This window comes from Streptomyces sp. SGAir0957 (assembly GCF_043523415.1).
Map to the genome: position 1 here is coordinate 7,934,458 of NZ_CP027293.1, position 16,896 is coordinate 7,951,353.

The 16,896-nt window shown below is 72.4% G+C and carries 15 protein-coding genes; 10 read left to right on the forward strand and 5 right to left on the reverse strand.

What is annotated here, in order from left to right; genetic code table 11:
- Positions 1–2: 2 nt before the first annotated feature.
- On the reverse strand, positions 3–1,418 hold the full coding sequence (locus tag C1N81_RS41340) for a family 2B encapsulin nanocompartment shell protein (protein WP_394436585.1): 1,416 nt from the start codon (positions 1,416–1,418) through the stop codon (positions 3–5).
- A 528-nt stretch (positions 1,419–1,946) separates the two neighbouring features.
- On the opposite strand from C1N81_RS41340, the gene C1N81_RS41345 reads away from it, so the two are divergent.
- Positions 1,947–2,543 (forward strand): GPP34 family phosphoprotein, encoded by a 597-nt coding sequence (locus tag C1N81_RS41345; protein WP_394436586.1) that lies wholly within the window; start codon positions 1,947–1,949, stop codon positions 2,541–2,543.
- On the opposite strand, the gene C1N81_RS41350 is transcribed toward C1N81_RS41345, so the two are convergent.
- The 3 genes from C1N81_RS41350 to C1N81_RS41360 all read right to left on the reverse strand — a co-directional run bounded on the left by C1N81_RS41350 (position 2,540) and on the right by C1N81_RS41360 (position 6,875).
- A complete protein-coding gene (locus C1N81_RS41350; RefSeq protein WP_394436587.1) occupies positions 2,540–4,237 on the reverse strand; it encodes a methyltransferase in 1,698 nt (565 codons plus the stop codon). The genes C1N81_RS41345 and C1N81_RS41350 overlap by 4 nt on opposite strands.
- Before the next feature lie 90 nt (positions 4,238–4,327).
- A complete protein-coding gene (locus tag C1N81_RS41355; RefSeq protein WP_394436588.1) occupies positions 4,328–5,539 on the reverse strand; it encodes a 4-hydroxybenzoate 3-monooxygenase in 1,212 nt (403 codons plus the stop codon).
- 109 nt (positions 5,540–5,648) lie between these two features.
- Positions 5,649–6,875, reverse strand: a complete 1,227-nt coding sequence (locus C1N81_RS41360; protein WP_394436589.1) for a CaiB/BaiF CoA transferase family protein — start codon at positions 6,873–6,875, stop codon at positions 5,649–5,651.
- A gap of 547 nt (positions 6,876–7,422) precedes the next feature.
- Between C1N81_RS41360 and C1N81_RS41365 the strand changes: the two genes are divergently transcribed.
- From C1N81_RS41365 to C1N81_RS41405, 9 genes are all read left to right on the forward strand, one after another.
- Entirely contained in the window at positions 7,423–8,322 is a 900-nt protein-coding gene (locus tag C1N81_RS41365; RefSeq protein WP_394436590.1) for a PP2C family protein-serine/threonine phosphatase, read from the forward strand.
- Positions 8,322–9,320, forward strand: coding sequence for an MASE1 domain-containing protein (locus tag C1N81_RS41370; protein ID WP_394436591.1), 999 nt, complete (start codon positions 8,322–8,324; stop codon positions 9,318–9,320). Before C1N81_RS41365 ends, C1N81_RS41370 begins: the two co-directional genes overlap by 1 nt.
- Positions 9,321–9,534: 214 nt before the next feature.
- Positions 9,535–11,181, forward strand: coding sequence for an MFS transporter (locus tag C1N81_RS41375; protein ID WP_394436592.1), 1,647 nt, complete (start codon positions 9,535–9,537; stop codon positions 11,179–11,181).
- 163 nt (positions 11,182–11,344) lie between these two features.
- Complete coding sequence (locus C1N81_RS41380) at positions 11,345–11,830, forward strand: MarR family winged helix-turn-helix transcriptional regulator (protein WP_394436593.1); 486 nt, start codon at positions 11,345–11,347, stop codon at positions 11,828–11,830.
- A 203-nt stretch (positions 11,831–12,033) separates the two neighbouring features.
- Positions 12,034–13,068: an AvrD family protein gene (locus C1N81_RS41385; RefSeq protein WP_394436594.1), complete on the forward strand. Its 1,035-nt coding sequence runs from the start codon at positions 12,034–12,036 to the stop codon at positions 13,066–13,068.
- Between the two features lie 207 nt (positions 13,069–13,275).
- Positions 13,276–13,848 (forward strand): hypothetical protein, encoded by a 573-nt coding sequence (locus C1N81_RS41390; protein WP_394436595.1) that lies wholly within the window; start codon positions 13,276–13,278, stop codon positions 13,846–13,848.
- Positions 13,845–14,009 (forward strand): hypothetical protein, encoded by a 165-nt coding sequence (locus C1N81_RS41395; protein ID WP_394436596.1) that lies wholly within the window; start codon positions 13,845–13,847, stop codon positions 14,007–14,009. The genes C1N81_RS41390 and C1N81_RS41395 overlap by 4 nt, the downstream gene beginning before the upstream one ends.
- Positions 14,009–14,713: a 3-oxoacyl-ACP reductase FabG gene (fabG, locus tag C1N81_RS41400; RefSeq protein WP_394438553.1), complete on the forward strand. Its 705-nt coding sequence runs from the start codon at positions 14,009–14,011 to the stop codon at positions 14,711–14,713. The genes C1N81_RS41395 and fabG overlap by 1 nt, the downstream gene beginning before the upstream one ends.
- Before the next feature lie 76 nt (positions 14,714–14,789).
- Positions 14,790–15,599, forward strand: a complete 810-nt coding sequence (locus tag C1N81_RS41405; protein ID WP_394436597.1) for an AAA family ATPase — start codon at positions 14,790–14,792, stop codon at positions 15,597–15,599.
- A 69-nt stretch (positions 15,600–15,668) separates the two neighbouring features.
- On the opposite strand, the gene C1N81_RS41410 is transcribed toward C1N81_RS41405, so the two are convergent.
- Complete coding sequence (locus tag C1N81_RS41410) at positions 15,669–16,796, reverse strand: NADH:flavin oxidoreductase (RefSeq protein WP_394436598.1); 1,128 nt, start codon at positions 16,794–16,796, stop codon at positions 15,669–15,671.
- Between the last annotated feature and the right edge of the window lie 100 nt (positions 16,797–16,896).

A 16,896-nucleotide genomic window follows, 5' to 3' on the forward strand; every position in this document is an offset into this window, starting at 1 on the left:
CGCTACCGGGGCCAGTGGGAGATCTGCACGTTCTCCAGGACGCCGCACGCGTCCGGCACGAGGATCGCCGCGGAGTAGTAGGTGGAGACGAGGTAGGAGGTGATCGCCCGTTCGTCGAGGCCCATGAAGCGGACGTTCAGGCCCGGCTCGACCTCGTCCGGCAGATCGGTCTGGCGCAGTCCGATGACGCCCTGCTCCTCGACCCCCGTACGCATGGCCAGGATCGAGCTGGTCCGCTCCGGGGTGATCGGGATCTTGTTGCACGGCAGGATGGGGACGCCGCGCCAGGCCGGGACCTGCTGGCCGCCGACGTCGACGTGGTCCGGGTACAGGCCGCGCGCGTTGAACTCCCGGCCGATCGCCGCGATGGTGCGCGGGTGCGCGAGGTAGAACTTCGTGCCGCGCCTGCGGCAGAGCAGGTTGTCCAGGTCGTCCGGGGTGGGCGGGCCCGAGTGCGGCTGGATGCGCTGCTTGAAGTCGGAGTTGTGGAGCAGGCCGAACTCGCGGTTGTTGATGAGTTCGTCCTCCTGGCGCTCGCGCAACGCCTCGATGGTGAGCCGGAGTTGTTCCTTCGTCTGGTTGAACGGCTCGCTGTAGAGGTCGGCGACGCGGGTGTGGACGCGCAGGATCGTCTGCGCCACCGACAGCTCGTACTGGCGCGGCTGCGACTCGTAGTCGACGAACGCGCCGGGCAGTTCGTGCTCGCCCGAGTGGCCGGCGGACATGGCGATCTCCGCCTCGCCGCGGTGGTTCTGGCCGCGCTGCGCGCGGGACTTGAACTCCTCGACGTGGGAGCGCAGGTTCGGCGCGTTGTCCAGCACGCCGGCGAAGTCGGCGCGCGACAGGGTGAGCAGCGTGCCGGAGGTCTCGGCGACCGCGGTCTGCTCCCAGAGGGCGTTCGGGTCCAGGAGCGCGTCGTCCCCGAACCGGTCGCCGTCGGCGAGTACGTCGAGCGTGACCTCGTCCCCGTATTCGCCGACGGCGTGCTGGCGGACGCGGCCGTGCGCGATGAGGTGGAGCTCTTCGGAGGGCGTGCCGCGTTCGACCAGGGTGTCGCCGGCGGCGAAGTCGCGCTGGACGCACTTGTCGGCGATGGCGGTCAGGACGTCCACGTCGTCGAAGCCGCGCAGCGGCGCCAGTTCGCCGAGTTCGCGGGGGATCACGCGGACGTGCGAACCGTCCTGGATGAACTCCACGCGGCCGTCGCCGACCGTGTAGGTCAGGCGCCGGTTCACCCGGTAGGTACCGCCGGTCGTCTCGACCCAGGGAAGCATCCGCAGCAGCCAGCGGGAGGTGATCTCCTGCATCTGCGGGGCGGACTTGGTGGTGGTGGAGAGGTTGCGGGCGGCGGCGGTGCCCAGACTGGTCTGCCGGGGCGGCTCGGTGCGAGCCTCCGGGGTCGAGTCAACGGTTGTCATCGGGGGGAGCTCTCCTTGGTCGGGCGGCTGCGGGTGCCCGTGCGGGATCGGACGAAGGGAGGTGACGACGGGGTATGGCGACGGGGATGTGACGACAGGGATGTGCTGACGGGGATGTGATGACGAGCATGTTGCGGGATGTGACAACAGGACGAAATGCCGGGATACAGACGGGAATCTGTCGGGATTTCGCGAGAACAGTAGTGGCGGCTTCGCCCGCCGATCCAAGAGAAGCCGGGGACGTTAACTCGAAACGATGATCGCGGCCACCGGATGTTTGACCAGGTAGGGGCGGAACTCGGCCTGTTTCCGGTGGGGCGTCGGGGCCGCGGCGGCGCGGCCCCACTGGTGGGCGCGTCAAGGCGGCGCGCGTCCGCGTGTCGCGGCGTCGAAAATCGGACAAGGGTCCGGCGGGACCGATGATCGGCGGTGTTCGACCGCGGCGGGTACCCGCACCGCGCGTCCGCGCCCCCGGCGGCCTACGCTGGCGCTCTCGTCCGTACGCCGTCACCGCACAAGGAGCCGCTCATGACCACCGCACGGGACCTCGCGATCGTCGCCCTCGGCGGCGCGGCCGACGGGACGGTGGAGCAGGGCGAGCTGTCGCTCGCGCTCGCGGGCGCCGAGGTGCTCGACCTCGTCGCGGCGCGGGCCGTCGCACTGGACGGCGAACACCTCGTGCCCGGCGACCGGGCGCTCACCGGCGACGGCCTCCTCGACGAGGCGGCCTCGGCGCTCCTGCGGGAGGAACCGTACGAGTCGGTCGAGGACTGGCTGTGGCGCCGGGGGCGCGGGCTGTCCGCGGCGTACACCGACGAGTTCGAGCGCACGGGGCTCGCGGTGCCGAGGCGGGGACGCCGCCGCACGCTGCCGACCGGACGGACGGAGCTGGTCGACTCCCCGGCCCGGCGCGAGGCGGAGGAGCGCTGGGCCGCGGCCGAGCCCGTCCTCACCGCGCTGGCCGCCGCCGCGGGGCTCCGCGACGCACCGGCCGCGGAACCGACCGACGAGGCGCTGCTCACCGTCCTGGTCGCGGTCGGCACGGCGGTGCAGGAACTGCAGGCCGTACGTCAGCGCAGGGCGATCGAGAACGCCGCGTTCGACAACATCTGGCGGGGGCTCTAGGACGACAGGTCCTCGCCCCCGCTGCTCCTGCGGGCGTGCAGGACGCGGCCGTCCAGGGGGAGCGGGGTGTGGCCGACGAGGGTGAGGCCCGCGTCGGTGAGGAGCTGGGCGTAGTGGTCGGCGGTGCGTTCACGGCCGCCGACGTTGCACCGCATGTGCAGGTCCCAGGCCGGGGCCAGGGACGGGGTCGAGTCGGTGGGCAGCAGGCGTTCGACGATGAGGAGGTCGGCGTCGGCGGGCATGGCGCGGGCGATGTGGCGCAGGATGTCGCGGCAGCGCGCGTCGTCCCAGTCGTGCAGGATCCGCGAGAGCAGGTAGACGTCGGCACCGGGCGGTACGTCGGCGAAGTCGCCCGGCAGGAAGGCGCAGCGGGCGGCGTCGAGGCGGGTGCGGGCGGCGCCGATGACGTGCGGGCGCTCCAGGAGGACGGCGTCGAGGCCCGGGTGGGTGGCGAGGACGAGGGAGAGGAGTTCACCGTTGCCGCCCGCGACGTCCACGACCGTCGCGCCCCGCGGTTTGCGTGCGGCGGCGGTGAGCACCGGGTGGGCGGGGAGCGGTTCGAACATGCGCCGGCTCGCCGCCATGGACGCGTCGAAGAGCGCGGCGAGTTCCGGGTCGCGCGCGAAGTGCTCGAAGTGGTGGCTGCCGAAGACGTGGTCGAACGCGACCTCGCCGGTGCGCACCGTGTGGTCCAGGGCGCCGAAGGACTCGTAGAACGGGCCGCCGTACATCAGCGCCAGCGCGCGCATGGAGCCCTGGTCGTCCACGCGCAGCAAGGCGCCCAGCGAGGTGAGGCGGAAGCCGCCGGGTGACTCCTCGGCGACGACGCCGAGGCCCGCCAGAAAGCGCAGGAGCACGGCGAGGCTGTCCGCGTCGGCGCCGACCGCGCGCGCCAGCGCCCCAAGGTCGCCGGCCCGCCCGGTGTCCATGGCATCGGCCACGCGGAGTCGCGCGAACACGGCCAGGGCCTGGGTGGTCCAGGCGCCGGTGAGCAGGCGCAGCATCGTTTCCGCGGGCTGCCCGGCGCGGAACGCGTCGAGGTGCGCGCCGAGCTGGTCGCGGTGGTCGCCGGGGGCGTACAGCTCGATGCGGCGGTAGTCGGCCTTGGCATCGGCGGGCGCGGCGAAGTAGAACACCGTGCCGTTCTCGTGCGGGTTGTAGCCGCCCCCGTCGGGAAGGGCCCCGTAGCGGGCGAACGCGGCGCGCAGACCGCGCAGGACCAGCGGGTCGGGGGCGGCGACCTCGAAGGCGACGTGCGCCTCCTCGTGGCGGGCGCGCTCCCGCTCCGCGACCTGTACGAGGTCGGAGCCGGGCGGCACGGTGAGGGCGAACACCTCGACCGTACGGGGCCGCCCGTCACGGCCTTGAACGGCCGGGCGCAGGATGCGTACGTCCAGGTCGGCCGCCGCGCGGTGGTGGCGCAGCGCGAGCCGGTCCCGGACGACGACGCTGGGCCGCGCTGCCGTGCCCGGCGGCAGCCCGCACTCGGCGAACGTCTCGTCGAGGGTCCGCGCGTCCGGCGGGAAGAGGAGCAGTGCGGCGTGCGCGAAGCGGCAGCGCTCGACGAGCGCGCGCAGTTCCGGGCCGTCGAGCCCGGGGAGCAGGAGCGGCAGAAGGGTCTCGCTGTCCTGCGCGGAGACGAAGTCGACCGTCGCGCGCAGGCGCGACGTGTCGTCCGACAACGCCGTGATCATTACGGGAGGTTCCTCATTCCGTGTGGTGCGGGTGCGGGTGCGGGTGCGGGTGCGGGCGCGTGGGCGCAGTCGCGGTCGCGGGGTGCGGGGTCATACGCCGACGTAGCGCTCGGCGAACCAGTCCTGCTGGCTGCGCGAGGTGCGCAGCGCGGTCATCCGGGCGCGCCGCAGGCGGTCGTGGAACGGTGCCTCGTGGTCGCCGCCGGGCGATCTGTGCAGCAGTTCGATCAGCCAGTGCGAGAACTCCTGGGCGGGCCAGATGCGGGCGAGGCAGCGCGCGGAGTAGGTGTCGAGCCCGGTCGAGTCCCTGCGGACGACGGCGTCGGCCAGGGCGAGGGCGAGGAGTTCGGCCTCCAGGACGGCGAGGTTGGCGCCCTTGGCGGCGGACGGGCTGATCAGTCCCGCGGCGTCGCCCGCGAGGAACAAGGAGCCGTGGCGCAGCGGTTCGAGGACGTCGGACTCGAAGTCGACGATGTCGCGCCGCACGACGCGGCCGCGGCGCAGCGGCCCGTACTCCTTGGCGCGCATCCGGAGGTCGAGCTCGTCCCAGATCCGGTCCTCCGACCAGGCGTCCGGCGGGGTGCCGCGCGCGCACTGCACGTAGTAGCGGGTGATGTCGCTGGTGCGGGCCATGTGTCCGGCGAACCCGCGCGCGTGCACGGCGTAGCCGACGGCGTCCATGCTGGGCGGCGCCTCGGCGAGCAGCCCGAGCCAGGTCACCCGGTGGTCGCGGCGGAAGTGGCGGACCGTTCCTTCGGGCAGGGAGCGGCGCGCCGCCCCGTGCCGGCCGTCGCACCCGGCGACGTAGCGCGCACGCCAGCGGCCGGGGCGGCCGTCCGGGGCGCGCACGCTCACCGACGGAGCGTCGGTGTCGGCGTCGTGCACGGCGAGCGCCTCGGTCTCGAAGCGGATCCGGCCGCCGGCCTTCAGGTAGTTCGTCAACAGGTCGGTGACGAGGGCCTGTTGGGGGTAGACGGTGTGCCGTTCGCCGAGGCCGAGGCCGCCGTAGTCGAGCCGGAAGCGGCCGTCGTCCGTGCGGAACTCGCAGGTGCCGTGGGTCTGACCGTGCCGGTGCAGTCCGTCCGCGAGGCCGTGCCGGTCCAGGATCCGTACGGTGTTGGCGGCCAGGAATCCGGCGCGCGCCCGGGTCCGGACGTGGTCGCGGGTGGCGCGCTCCAGGACGACGCAGTCGATGCCGCGCGCCTGGAGCACGTTGGCGAGGACGAGCCCGGCCGGACCGGCGCCGAGCACGACGACGTCGGCCGACTCGGGGGGTGGCAAGGCGGGTTGACTTTCTGTCACGGAGCGGAGCTTATGCACTGAAAATGCGCGCACTCTCCCCAATTCACCTGAACGTACGCACAGTATCCGCAAAGCGTCCGGGACCGGACTCCGTCGGCATGGGGCGGAGTCAGTGGTCCTGCCCCGGTAGCGGACCATCGACGACCCCGTCCGCCCGGAGCCGCTCGATGGCGGCGGCGTCACGCCCCAGGGCGGTGAGGATGTCCGCGGTGTGCTGCCCGGCGAGGGGTACGGGGTCCATGCGGGGCGTCACCCCGGACAGGTCCGCCGGTGGCAGGAGCGCCTGTACGGGGCCGGGGGCGCCCGGCACCCCGATGTCGCGCCAGCGGTCGCGCCCGGCGAGCGAGGGGTGCGCGAGGAACTCGGCGACGGAGTTCACACCCGCGTTGGCGATGCCCGCCTCGTCCAGGAGGGCCATGGCCTCCTCGCTGCCGAGTTCCGCGAAGCGGGCGGCCACGGCGGCGTCGACCTCGTCGCGGTGGGCGACGCGGGCGGAGCCGGTGGCGAAACGCGGGTCGTCGGCGAGTTCGGGGCGGCCCAGGACCGTGGCGCACAGCGCGTTCCACTCGCGCTCGTTCTGGATGGACAGCAGCACGTCCTTGCCGTCGGCGGCGGTGAACGGGCCGTACGGGGCGATCGTGGCGTGCCTCGCGCCGACGCGGGGCGGCTGCGTGCCGCCGTAGCGGGTGTAATACGCGGGCTGGCCCATCCACTCGGCCAGCGCCTCGAACAAAGACACCTCGACGGTGGGCGCGCGGCCGGTCGTGGCCCGGGTGTAGAGCGCGGACAGTATGCCGCTGTAGGCGTACATCCCGGCGGCGATGTCGGCGACCGAGATCCCCGCGCGGGCCGGCTCCTCGGGCGACCCGGTGAGCGAGAGCAGGCCCGTCTGGCACTGCACGAGCAGGTCGTACGCCTTGCGGTGGGCCCAGGGGCCCGTCGTGCCGTAGCCGCTGATCGTGCACGGGATCAGGCGCGGGTGCCTGGCCTGGAGCGCGGCCGCTCCCAGATCCATGCGGTCGGCCGCGCCCGGCGCCAGGTTCTGCACGAACACGTCGGCGCCCGCGAGCAGTTCCTCCAGGATCTCCCGCCCCTCCGGCGACTTCACATCGAGGCAGAGGCTTTCCTTGGACCGGTTGAGCCACACGAAATAGCTGGCCTGCCCGTGCACGGTGGTGTCGTACCGGCGGGCGAAGTCACCCCCACCGGTGCGCTCGACCTTGACGACCCGCGCTCCGAGATCGGCGAGCTGCCGAGTGGCGAACGGCGCGGCGACGGCCTGCTCAAGACTGACGACGGTGACTCCGTCGAGGGGAAGCGGGTGCGGGTGGGTCACGGGGTGCCTTTCGGGGAGGGGCGGGGTCTGGGCGGTGCCCTTGCCGGGTGGTGCGGGTGCGTCGCCGGGGGTGTGCGGGTGCCGTCGCCGGAGTGTGCGGCGGGGGCGAGCGGGAGCCGGCCGGGGCTGCACGACGCCCCGCTCCGCCCGCGCGCGGTGTTCGGTCACTTCTACGGGGCGGTGGCGGCGGCCCACAAGGGATGCGCGCGGCGCGGGAGGAGGCACCGCCCGGCTGCGGGTGGCCTGCCTTGAGGCGCCGAGCGCCCCGCTTACGGGGTGCCGGACGACTGTGACGTGCCCCGGCCCCCCACCCGGGCAAGCACGTACGCCGCTGGGCCCCGGCGAAGCCCCGGGCTCCGGCGAAGCTCCGGGCCCCAGCAACGCCCCGGGCCCCGGCCAATCCCCGGGCCGCAGCAGAACCCCGGGCCCCACCCGCACTCCGCACCCCAGCAGATCCCCACCCCGGGCGGAGCCCCTGGCCGAGATGCGGGGTGTCGTCCCCGCGGGCACAGTGGATGAGGGTGTCTCGTGGAGCGGGGGCGAAAACATGTTCCGCAGCGGGTCCGCCGAGGACGGTGAGGAACTGCTGGCCAAGCTCGGGGCGCTCACCGCCCGGGCGCGGGAGCTCGCGCAGATGCAGCGCTCCCGGGTCGAACTGGCCGTGGCGCTGCAGCGCGGGATGCTGCCCAATGATCTGCCGCAGCCGCCTGGGGTGCGGCTCGCCGTCGGGTACATGCCCGCCAACCGGGGCCTGAACGTGGGCGGCGACTGGTACGACGCCTTCACCATGGCCGACGGCCGTATCGGGCTCTCCATCGGGGACGTGCAAGGGCACAACATCAGGGCCGCCGCGTTCATGGGCCAGGTCCGCGTGGGCCTGCGCGCCCTGGCCTCCGTCACCGGGGACCCGGGAGAACTCCTGAGCCGCACCAACGACCTGTTGCTGGCGCTGGACGCGGATCTCTTCACCACCTGCACCTTCCTGCGCCTCGACCCGGCCACCGGCATCCTGGAGTCCGCGCGGGCCGGACACATCCCGCACATCTGGGCCACCGCCGACGGACGCTCCGGCATCGACGACGGCGAGGGCGGCCCCCCGCTCGGCGTGCTGCCCGGCGCCTCCTACCCGGTGACCCGGCACCGCCTCGACACCGGCGGCGTCTTCGTCCTGCCGACGGACGGCGTGGTGGAGGGGCCGTCCCTGGACCTCGACGACGGGCTCGGCCAGGTGCGGCGCCTCGCCGAGGTCACCGCCGCGGCGGGCCTGGGCGTGGACACCCTGGTCGGCGGCGTGATGAAGCTGGCGGACTCGGTGGGGCACGAGGACGACGCCGCCGTGCTCGTCGTCGGGCACGACGTCGGCGCCGCCTGGCGCCGCGCCGCCGGGGACCTGAGCGGACACGGGCGGGGGCGTCCACATGGCCGGGAAGGTCCGGCCGGTGTCTGATGGCTGCTGTGTTGGTTACCCGGTGGTCCCCACGGCCGGCCGTGGAGACGGCCGCGAAGGCACTGGCCGTGGCCGCCTGCTACTACGTGGCCGGGCGCCTCGGCCTCCTGGGCCAACTCGTCGTCGAGGGCGTGATCGTCACCCCCGTCTGGCCGCCGACCGGCGTCGCGGTCGCCGCCCTGCTGCTGTTCGGCGTGGGCGTGTGGCCGGGCATCGCCCTGGGTTCGTTCCTCGTCATCCTGAGCCTCACCACCCCGCAGCTGACGACGCTGGTCACCGTGGCGGGCAACACGGCGGCACCGCTCGTCTCCTACCTGCTGCTGCGCCGCGTCGGCTTCCGCCTGGACGTCTCACGCCTGCGGGACGGGCTCGCCCTGGTCTTCCTCGGCGGGCTCGGCGCCATGCTGGTCAGCGCCACGATAGGCATCGCCCCGCAGGTGTGGACGGGCGGCCTGGAGGTGTCGGCGTTCTGGACGGTGTGGCTGGCGTGGTGGGTCGGCGACGCGATGGGCGTCCTGCTCGTCACTCCGCTCCTGCTCGTGCTGTTCATGCGATCGGTGCGGCAGTTCCCGCGAGGGCACTGGGGGGAGGCGGTGTGCCTCACGCTCGTCACCGTGAGCGTCGTACCGCTGGAGGTGCTGAGCCGGATGAGCCTGCTGTTCCTCATCTTCCCGCTGCTCGTCTGGGCCGCGCTCCGTTTCCAGCTGGCCGGGAGCATGTTGTGCGCCTTGGTCGCGTCCGTCCTCACGACGTTCGCGGCGAACCAGCGGAAGGGGGCGTTCACCGGCCTGTCCGGCGTCGAGATCATGGTGAAGCTCCAGGCGTTCAACGGGACCGCCGCGCTGACCGCCCTGCTCCTCTCCGCCCTGGTCGCCGAGCAGCGCGCGACCCGCCGCTCGGTGCAGCGGGCGTGCACGGAACTGGCCGAGGTCCTGGAGCATCTCGCCGCGGGGGAGGACCCGGAACCCCCGGGCAAGGCACCGCCCGACGCGCCCTAGTGCGGCGCGGATCCTCTCGTCGACGTCACGTACGCCCCCGCTGTGCCCGACCGCCAGGAGCGCGTGGACACCTGCGCGAGACCGTCCGTTTTCGGCCGGATCATGGCCGAGACGCACGGCTTCCGTTGACAGGCCTCCGCAGGATTCATAGCTTTTCGGATCGTTGGGGATATCGATGATTTAGATTCTGGATCATAAAGATTTCGGGGGAACGATGTCCGGACGAACGACGCCGACCGGCGGGCGGGGGTGGACCCTGGCCGTCGTGTGCGTGGCCACGTTCATGCTGCTGCTCGACCTGACGGTGGTGAATGTGGCGCTGCCCGACATCAGGGACGCCTTCGACGCGAGCTTCACCTCGCTGCAGTGGGTGCTCGACGCGTACGCCCTCGGGCTCGCCGCGGTCCTCCTGACGGCCGGATCACTGGCGGACCGCCTGGGGCGCAAGCGCGTCTTCAACGTGGGCTTCGTCGTGTTCCTCCTGGCCTCACTCGCCTGCGGCCTCGCGGGCGACGTGGTCGTGCTCTCCGTCTCCCGCGGCATCCAGGGCCTCGGCGGAGCGGTGCTCTTCGCCGTCGGCCCCGCCCTCATCGGGCAGGAGTTCCAGGGCAAGGACCGCGGCAAGGCGTTCGGGATCTTCGGCGGTGTGGCCGGCCTGTCCATCGCCTTCGGGCCGCTCATCGGCGGCGCCCTGACCGACGGCCTGAGCTGGCGCTGGATCTTCCTGGTGAACGTGCCGGTCGGCCTGCTCGCCCTGGCCATCAGCAGCGTGCGGATGCGCGAGTCGCGCGACGAGGCGGCCCCGGCCGTCGACTGGTGGGGGCAGGTGCTCTTCACCGGCGCGCTGACCCTGCTCGTCCTGGGCCTTCTCCGCGGTGAGGCGGAGGGCTGGGGCAGCGCGCCCATCGTCGCCATGTTCGCGGGCTCCGCCGTCCTGCTGAGCGTGTTCGGCCTCGTGGAGCGGCGTCTCGGCGAACGCGCCATGCTGCAGCTCTCGTTGTTCCGGAACCGGACCTTCAACGGCGTCTCGGTGGTGACGCTCCTCGGCCCCGCCGCCACCATGGCGGCGATCTTCCTCCTGGTGTCGTACGTGCAGAACGTGCTCGCGTTCTCGCCGTGGGAGACCGGGCTGCGGTTCCTGCCGCTGACCGGCACCCTCTTCATCGCGGCGGCGATCGCCGGATCGCTGACCACGCGGGTGCCGCAGCGGCTCCTGATGGGGGCGTCCCTCGCGCTCATCGCCCTCGGCCTGGCCCTCGTCGCCCTCACCGGTCCCGACACCGCCTGGACGGCGCTGCTGCCCAGCATGTTCGGCATCGGCCTCGGCATGGGCCTCTTCAACCCGCCGCGCGCGTCGCTCTCCATCGCCGTCGTCGAACCGTCCAAGGCGGGCATGGCCTCCGGCATCAACGAGACCTTCCAGCAGGTCGGTGTCGCGATCGGCATCGCGGGCTTCGGCGCGGCGTTCCAGAGCCGGGTCACCGACCTGTTCGCCCAGTCCGACGCGGGGCGCCAACTCGGCTCGTCCGCGCACGAGTTCGGCGAGGCCGTCGCGGCGGGCGGCGGCGCGGAAGCCGTCGGTCGCGCCCCGTCGGCGCTCGCCCCCGCGCTCGAATCGGCGGCCCGCACCGCCTTCGTGGACGGCCTGACCGACGTCATGTTCGTCTGCGCGGCCGTCGCCGTGGTCGGCTCGCTCGTCGGCTTCCTCTTCATCCGGACACGCGACCTGCACGAGAGCGCCAGGGGCGAGGCCGTAGCCACGGAGGACGCGTCGCAAGGCGCCCCGGCGGTGGAGGGGGCCGCCGGTGCGCCCGTCGCGGCCGACTCTGTGGCGACCGCACACGCCGGGGGAGAGCGGTAGGGGCTCCGGCGCGATGCACTGGCGGTGGCACCGGCCTTCAGGCCCGGCGCCACCGCCAGTACGCTTTGCGGAACCGACGATCGGCGCACCGGACGTTCGGCGGGCACGACGCTCGACACCACTTCGTACGCAGCGACAGCACACGACAAGGGGGAACGGCCTCATGACACAGGCGACGCCCACCCCGGCGCAGACCACCGGCCTCGACTTCCCTCTCGTCCGCAGAACGGGCTACCTGCTCAACAAGGCCGGCTCGATCCTGATGGAGGACGCGGAGCGGGCCCTCGCGGAGCAGGGCATGCGGCTGCGCTACTTCTACGTGCTCGCCGCCCTGGAGAGCGATCTGACCCTCTCCCAGCAGGACTTGAGCAAGCTGCTGCACCTCGATCCCACCACCATGGTCGCCCTCGTCGACGAGATGGAGCGGGCGGGACACGTGGAGCGGCGGCGCAACCCCGCGGACCGCCGGCGCTACATCCTGCGGCTCACCGACGACGGCCGTACGGCGCTCGCCCGCGCGGGAAGCGCTGTCGACGCCGTGGAGCGGGAGTTCCTCGAGGCCGTGCCCGCGGAGGACCGCGAGCGGCTGCGCGCGCTCCTCGGCGACCTGCTCGCCGACCGCTGGCCGCGTGTGATCGCCTGCGACTGAACCCCGTACATGTCAATTCGGCCGGTGCCGCGTTCGGCAAAAACGGAACAGGAATTGAATAGTCCCTTTTTGAGGATTACTTTGGGTTGATCTGTGGAGGCAGTCACACCTCCACCCGCAAATCGCTTCCCCCACGGCTTGCCGTGTTAATGTCTTTCTGTCAGGGCCGCGCGGCCCTGACACGGGGGAAGGTTAAACGGGGAATGAACTGCATAGAGAAGAACGGCAAGAAAAGCTCGGAACTCTTCTACGGATCTCTCGACAGCTGCCTCGGACCCGGCAGCACCCGTTTCTTCGGAAGCGGGTACAAGCGCGTCACCCAGACGCTCAGGGACATCACCACCGACGGCAGCGCCCGGCCGGGCGCGCGCGTCACCGCCCGCGGCACCCTCACGTACCCGCGTGACTGGTCCCGCAAGGCGGGCAGCGGCGATCTGCGCCCGCACCTGAGCAGCATCGACGCCCTGGTCCTCGCCGCCAATCTGGCGGAGGTGCACCTCGCCCGCTCCTTCGGCCTCGACCCCGCGCAGCGGCGCCGGGTCTGGCTGCGCCACGCCGACGTACGCGCCGGCAGCAGCCCGCACGAGGAGCTCGCGGACTTTCCCGTCCGGGGCGAGCTCGTCGACGTAGCCGGGGTGGAGGGTGAGGAGTCCCTGCTGGCCAGCACGTTCGAGTGCCGGGTCGGAAGGCTCAAGGTGCGCTGCACGCTCGTGCACGAGCAGGGCGCGGGGTCTGCTGGCCCCGCCGCCTACGCCGACGAGAAACAGGCCCTCGGACCTGCGGGAACGCGCCACTACGGCACCGGCTACAAACAGCACCACCAGTACGGGGAGCAGGTCCGCGTCGACCTGGAGCGCCGGCGCGTCCGCGTCCTGCAGCGCGTCGTCGCCCAGGGCGCGGCCGCGCCCGCCCACGGCGCCGAGGCCGCCTACGGCCCGTCGGTCTCCCTGGTCGACGCGCTCGTGGGCGTGGCCCAGCTCGCCCAGGTCCTGCTCTACGCGCAGGACGGCCTGGAGCGCGGTGACAGCGACACCCTCTGGATGCGGCGCTTCGTGATCAGCGCGCGCACGCCCGTGCGTCCCCTGGGGCGCAGCTTCGTCCCGACCGTGTCCACCGAGGGCACCCGGATCCTGTCCATGGGCGACGCGCGCTGGCGCACCGCCGAGCTGGCGGTCGACGACTTCGCGGGGATCGGCGGCCGCTGCTGGCTGGCCCACCGCCTGCCCGCCGCCGCGTAACCGAAAAACACACGCCGTTTCCGGCGTATTCACCGAACGGCAACAATGGCCGGTCCGTACTCGTCTACGGGACCGCCATACCCGGAACAAGCACATTCACATTCTTTGTATGGCGCATTGTTCGGGACGCTCGTTCACGAGAACGCAACGAAAAATCAACGGGGGCAATTCGTCATGCGTTTTACACCCACGCTCCGATTAGGAGACGTGCTCGTCATACTGGAAGGGCCGGCCCGCATGCTCTGGAACGAGCCCGCGGCCGTACCCGGAAAAAGGGCCTGGACACCGACGGGACTGTGGCCGGACGAGGCGCAGCACGCCCAGGTCCGCGCCCATGTGGACAGCGGACGCCCGCTGCTCGTCCTCCTCGACGACTCGCGCAGCCGCGTACCCCTGCTGCGCGAGGAGTGGCAGGCCGCGTCCCGCCGCCTGATGCGCGAACTGGCGGGCGTCCGCTGCGAGAACCTCGCCCACGACACGGACGAACTCGTCGAGGTCAGGCTGCCGTTCCTCGACTGGCTGCCGCCGGCCCACCGCGAGCGGGCCCGGCGCTTCCTCGCCGAGAGCGACGCGGTCCTCGCCCGCACGCCCAAGGCGCTCCTGCCACCGCTGCTCGCCGAGGAGCCGGTGGACGGGGCGGTGCCCAACCCGCGCTTCGCGCGCAGGCTCCAGCCGCACACGCTCAACGCCGACCGGTTCGCGGCGGCCGTGCACCACCTGTTCGACGGCGCGGCGCTGCGCCCGTGCACGTCGGAGACGCTCTGCGGAGGTGCCCGGTGAAGCAGCCACAGCACCGCGACGAGTCCCCGGACCTCATGCCCGACGACCTCAGCCGGTACGGGCTCGGCCGGCTGCTCGCCGCGACCGCCGCGCGCAACCTGGCGCGCACCGGCCACCGTCCGCGGCCGACCGGTGCCGTCACCACCGCGGGGAGGCGATGATGGGACGCTCGGTCCTGGTCACCGGGGGCAATCGCGGGATCGGGCTCGCCGTCGCCACCGCGCTCGCGGCCGACGGCGACCGGGTCGCCGTCACCCACCGCGACAGCGGCCCGCCCGAGGGGCTGCTCGGCGTGCCCGCGGAGATGACCGATCCGGCGAGCATCGACGCGGCCTTCGCGAAGGCGGAGGCCGCGCACGGCCCCGTCGAAGTGCTCGTCGTCAACGCGGGCATCACCCGGGACGGCCTGGTCCTGCGTATGGAGGAGCGGGACTTCACGGACGTCGTCGACGTCAACCTGCACGGCGCCTTCCGGACCGTGCGGCGCGCGGTGCGCGGCATGATGCGGGCGCGCTGGGGCCGGATCGTGCTGATCTCGTCGATGACCTACGCGTACGGGGCACCGGGCCAGGTCAACTACGCGGCCGCGAAGGCCGGGATGCTCGGCATGGCCCGCTCCCTCGCCTGGGAACTCGGCCCGCGCAACATCACGGTCAACGTGGTGGCGCCGGGCCTCATCGACACCGACATGAGCCGCGAGATCACCGACGAACGGCGCGCGCACCTGCTCTCCATCACGCCGTTAGGGCGCGTGGGCGAGGCGGACGACATCGCCGCCGCCGTCCGCTACCTGACGGGGGAGTCGGGCCGCTTCGTCACCGGAGCGGTCCTCCCGGTCAGCGGCGGCCTGGGCCTCGGCGGCTGACAGCACCGCACCACCACCCACACACGTATGCACACCCGGCGCGGCCGGGCCACACACGACGGGAAGAGAACCCATCATGGGCAACACCAGCACGGCCACCGCCCCCTTCACCCCCACGAAGGAGCGAGGCCTCCACCTGGCGATCTCGGGCACCTATTCCAGCGGCAAGAGCACCACGGCGGAGACGCTGTCCATGGCGACGGGCATCCCGCGCACCCACGCGATGACCGCGCGGGAGATCCTCATGGACATCGTCCCGGGCAAGCAGCTCCAGGAACTCAACGCGATGGAGCTGACGATGCTCGGCCTGCGCCGCCTGGAGGAGCGCATCCACAACGAGGCGGGCGAGGGGGCGTTCATCTCCGACGGCTCCGTCATCCACGAGTGGATCTACGGCGAGGCCCGGATGCGGGTCGGCATCAACCCCGGCGCGAACCTGCTCCTGCGCACGGTGAAGAACGTCGCCGGGCTGCCGGTGAAGCGGTTCTACCGCCAGTACATGGACGCGTACGGCGCTGTCGCCAAGGCGCGGGCCAAGCGGATCTACGACGCCTATGTGCATCTGCCGGTGGAGTTCGAGATGAAGGCGGACGGCCACCGGCCGGTCTCCGAGCCGTTCCGGAGGATGTCCGACGAGCTGCTTATCGAGACCCTGGAGGAGCTGGAGATCCCGTACCACGTGGTCCGCGGCAGCGTCCGGGAACGCATCGAGCAGATCGTCGACATCTTCGACCTGCCGCTGGTGATGTCGCTGGACGAGGCGATCGAGCGGGCGGGCGTGAAGGTGACCGAGGCGATCCGGGTCGTGGAGCAGGACGCGCGGTACCACGAGGCACAGCGGGCGAAGTCGCTGCGGCGGCGCGTCTCGTACGCGCTGCGGTTCTGACGGGGCGGACGGCCCCGTCGAGGCGGCGGCCGGTGGGCGACCCAGGTCGCCCACCGGCCGCCGCCGTCATCAGCTCAGCGTCTTGAGCGAGGCGACGTCGTACGGCTTCAGTTCGTCGAAGCGGCCGCCGAGGACCTTCGCCGCCCACTCCGGGTCCTGGAGCAGGGCGCGGCCGATGGCGACCATGTCGAACTCGTCGCGCTCCAGGCGGTCGAGGAGGTCGTCGATCCCCTTGGTGCGGGAGTTCTCGCCCGCGAAGGCGGCGATGAAGTCGCCGTCGAGACCGACCGAGCCGACCGTGATGGTGGGCTTGCCGGTGAGCTTCTTGGTCCAGCCCGCGAGGTTGAGGTCGCTGCCGTCGAACTCCGGGACCCAGTAGCGGCGGGTGGAGGCGTGGAAGGCGTCGACGCCGGCGGCGGCGAGCGGGGTGAGGATCGCCTCCAGCTCCTCCGGGGTCTCGGCGAGCCGGGCGTCGTAGGCGTCCTGCTTCCACTGCGAGTACCGGAAGATGACGGGGAAGTCGGCGGAGACGTTCGCGCGGATCGCGGCGACGATCTCGGCGGCGAACTTCGTGCGGGCCACCGGGTCGCCGCCGTAGGCGTCGGTGCGGCGGTTCGTCCCGGCCCACAGGAACTGGTCGAGCAGGTAGCCGTGGGCGCCGTGCACCTCGACACCGTCGAGGCCGATGCGCTCGGCGTCCTTGGCGGCCTGCGCGAACGCGCCGATGACGTCGTCCACGTCGGCCTGGGTCATCACCTTGCCCTCGCCCTTGCTGCCGTCGGTCCGCAGCCCGGAGGGGCCGACCGGCGGGGCGTCCGCGAAGGGCGGGCGGCCCGGCTTGCGCACCATGCCGATGTGCCACAGCTGCGGCACGATCGCGCCGCCCGCCGCGTGCACGTCCTCGGCGACCTTCGCCCAGCCGGCCAGCTGCTCCTCGCCGTGGAAGCGCGGCACCCGGCTGCTCTCGCCCGCCGAGGGGTGACCCACGTAGGTGCCCTCGGTGACGATCAGGCCCACACCGGCGGCGGCGCGGCGCGCGTAGTACGAGCGCACATCCTCGCCGGGCACACCGCCGGGGGAGAACATGCGGGTCATCGGCGCCATCGCGATGCGGTTGCGGACGGTCAGACCGTTCAGCGCGAGGGGTCGGGACAGGGTCTCGGCGGCGCGGGACGCGGGCGGCGCGGTGTCAGTCACGGAGCGTTCCTCCTGGATACCAGTCAGTATGTGCACACGCATAAAATACGTTCTCGCGTGCCAACCGATACGGCCCCCGCGGCATTCCGTCACCACGCAC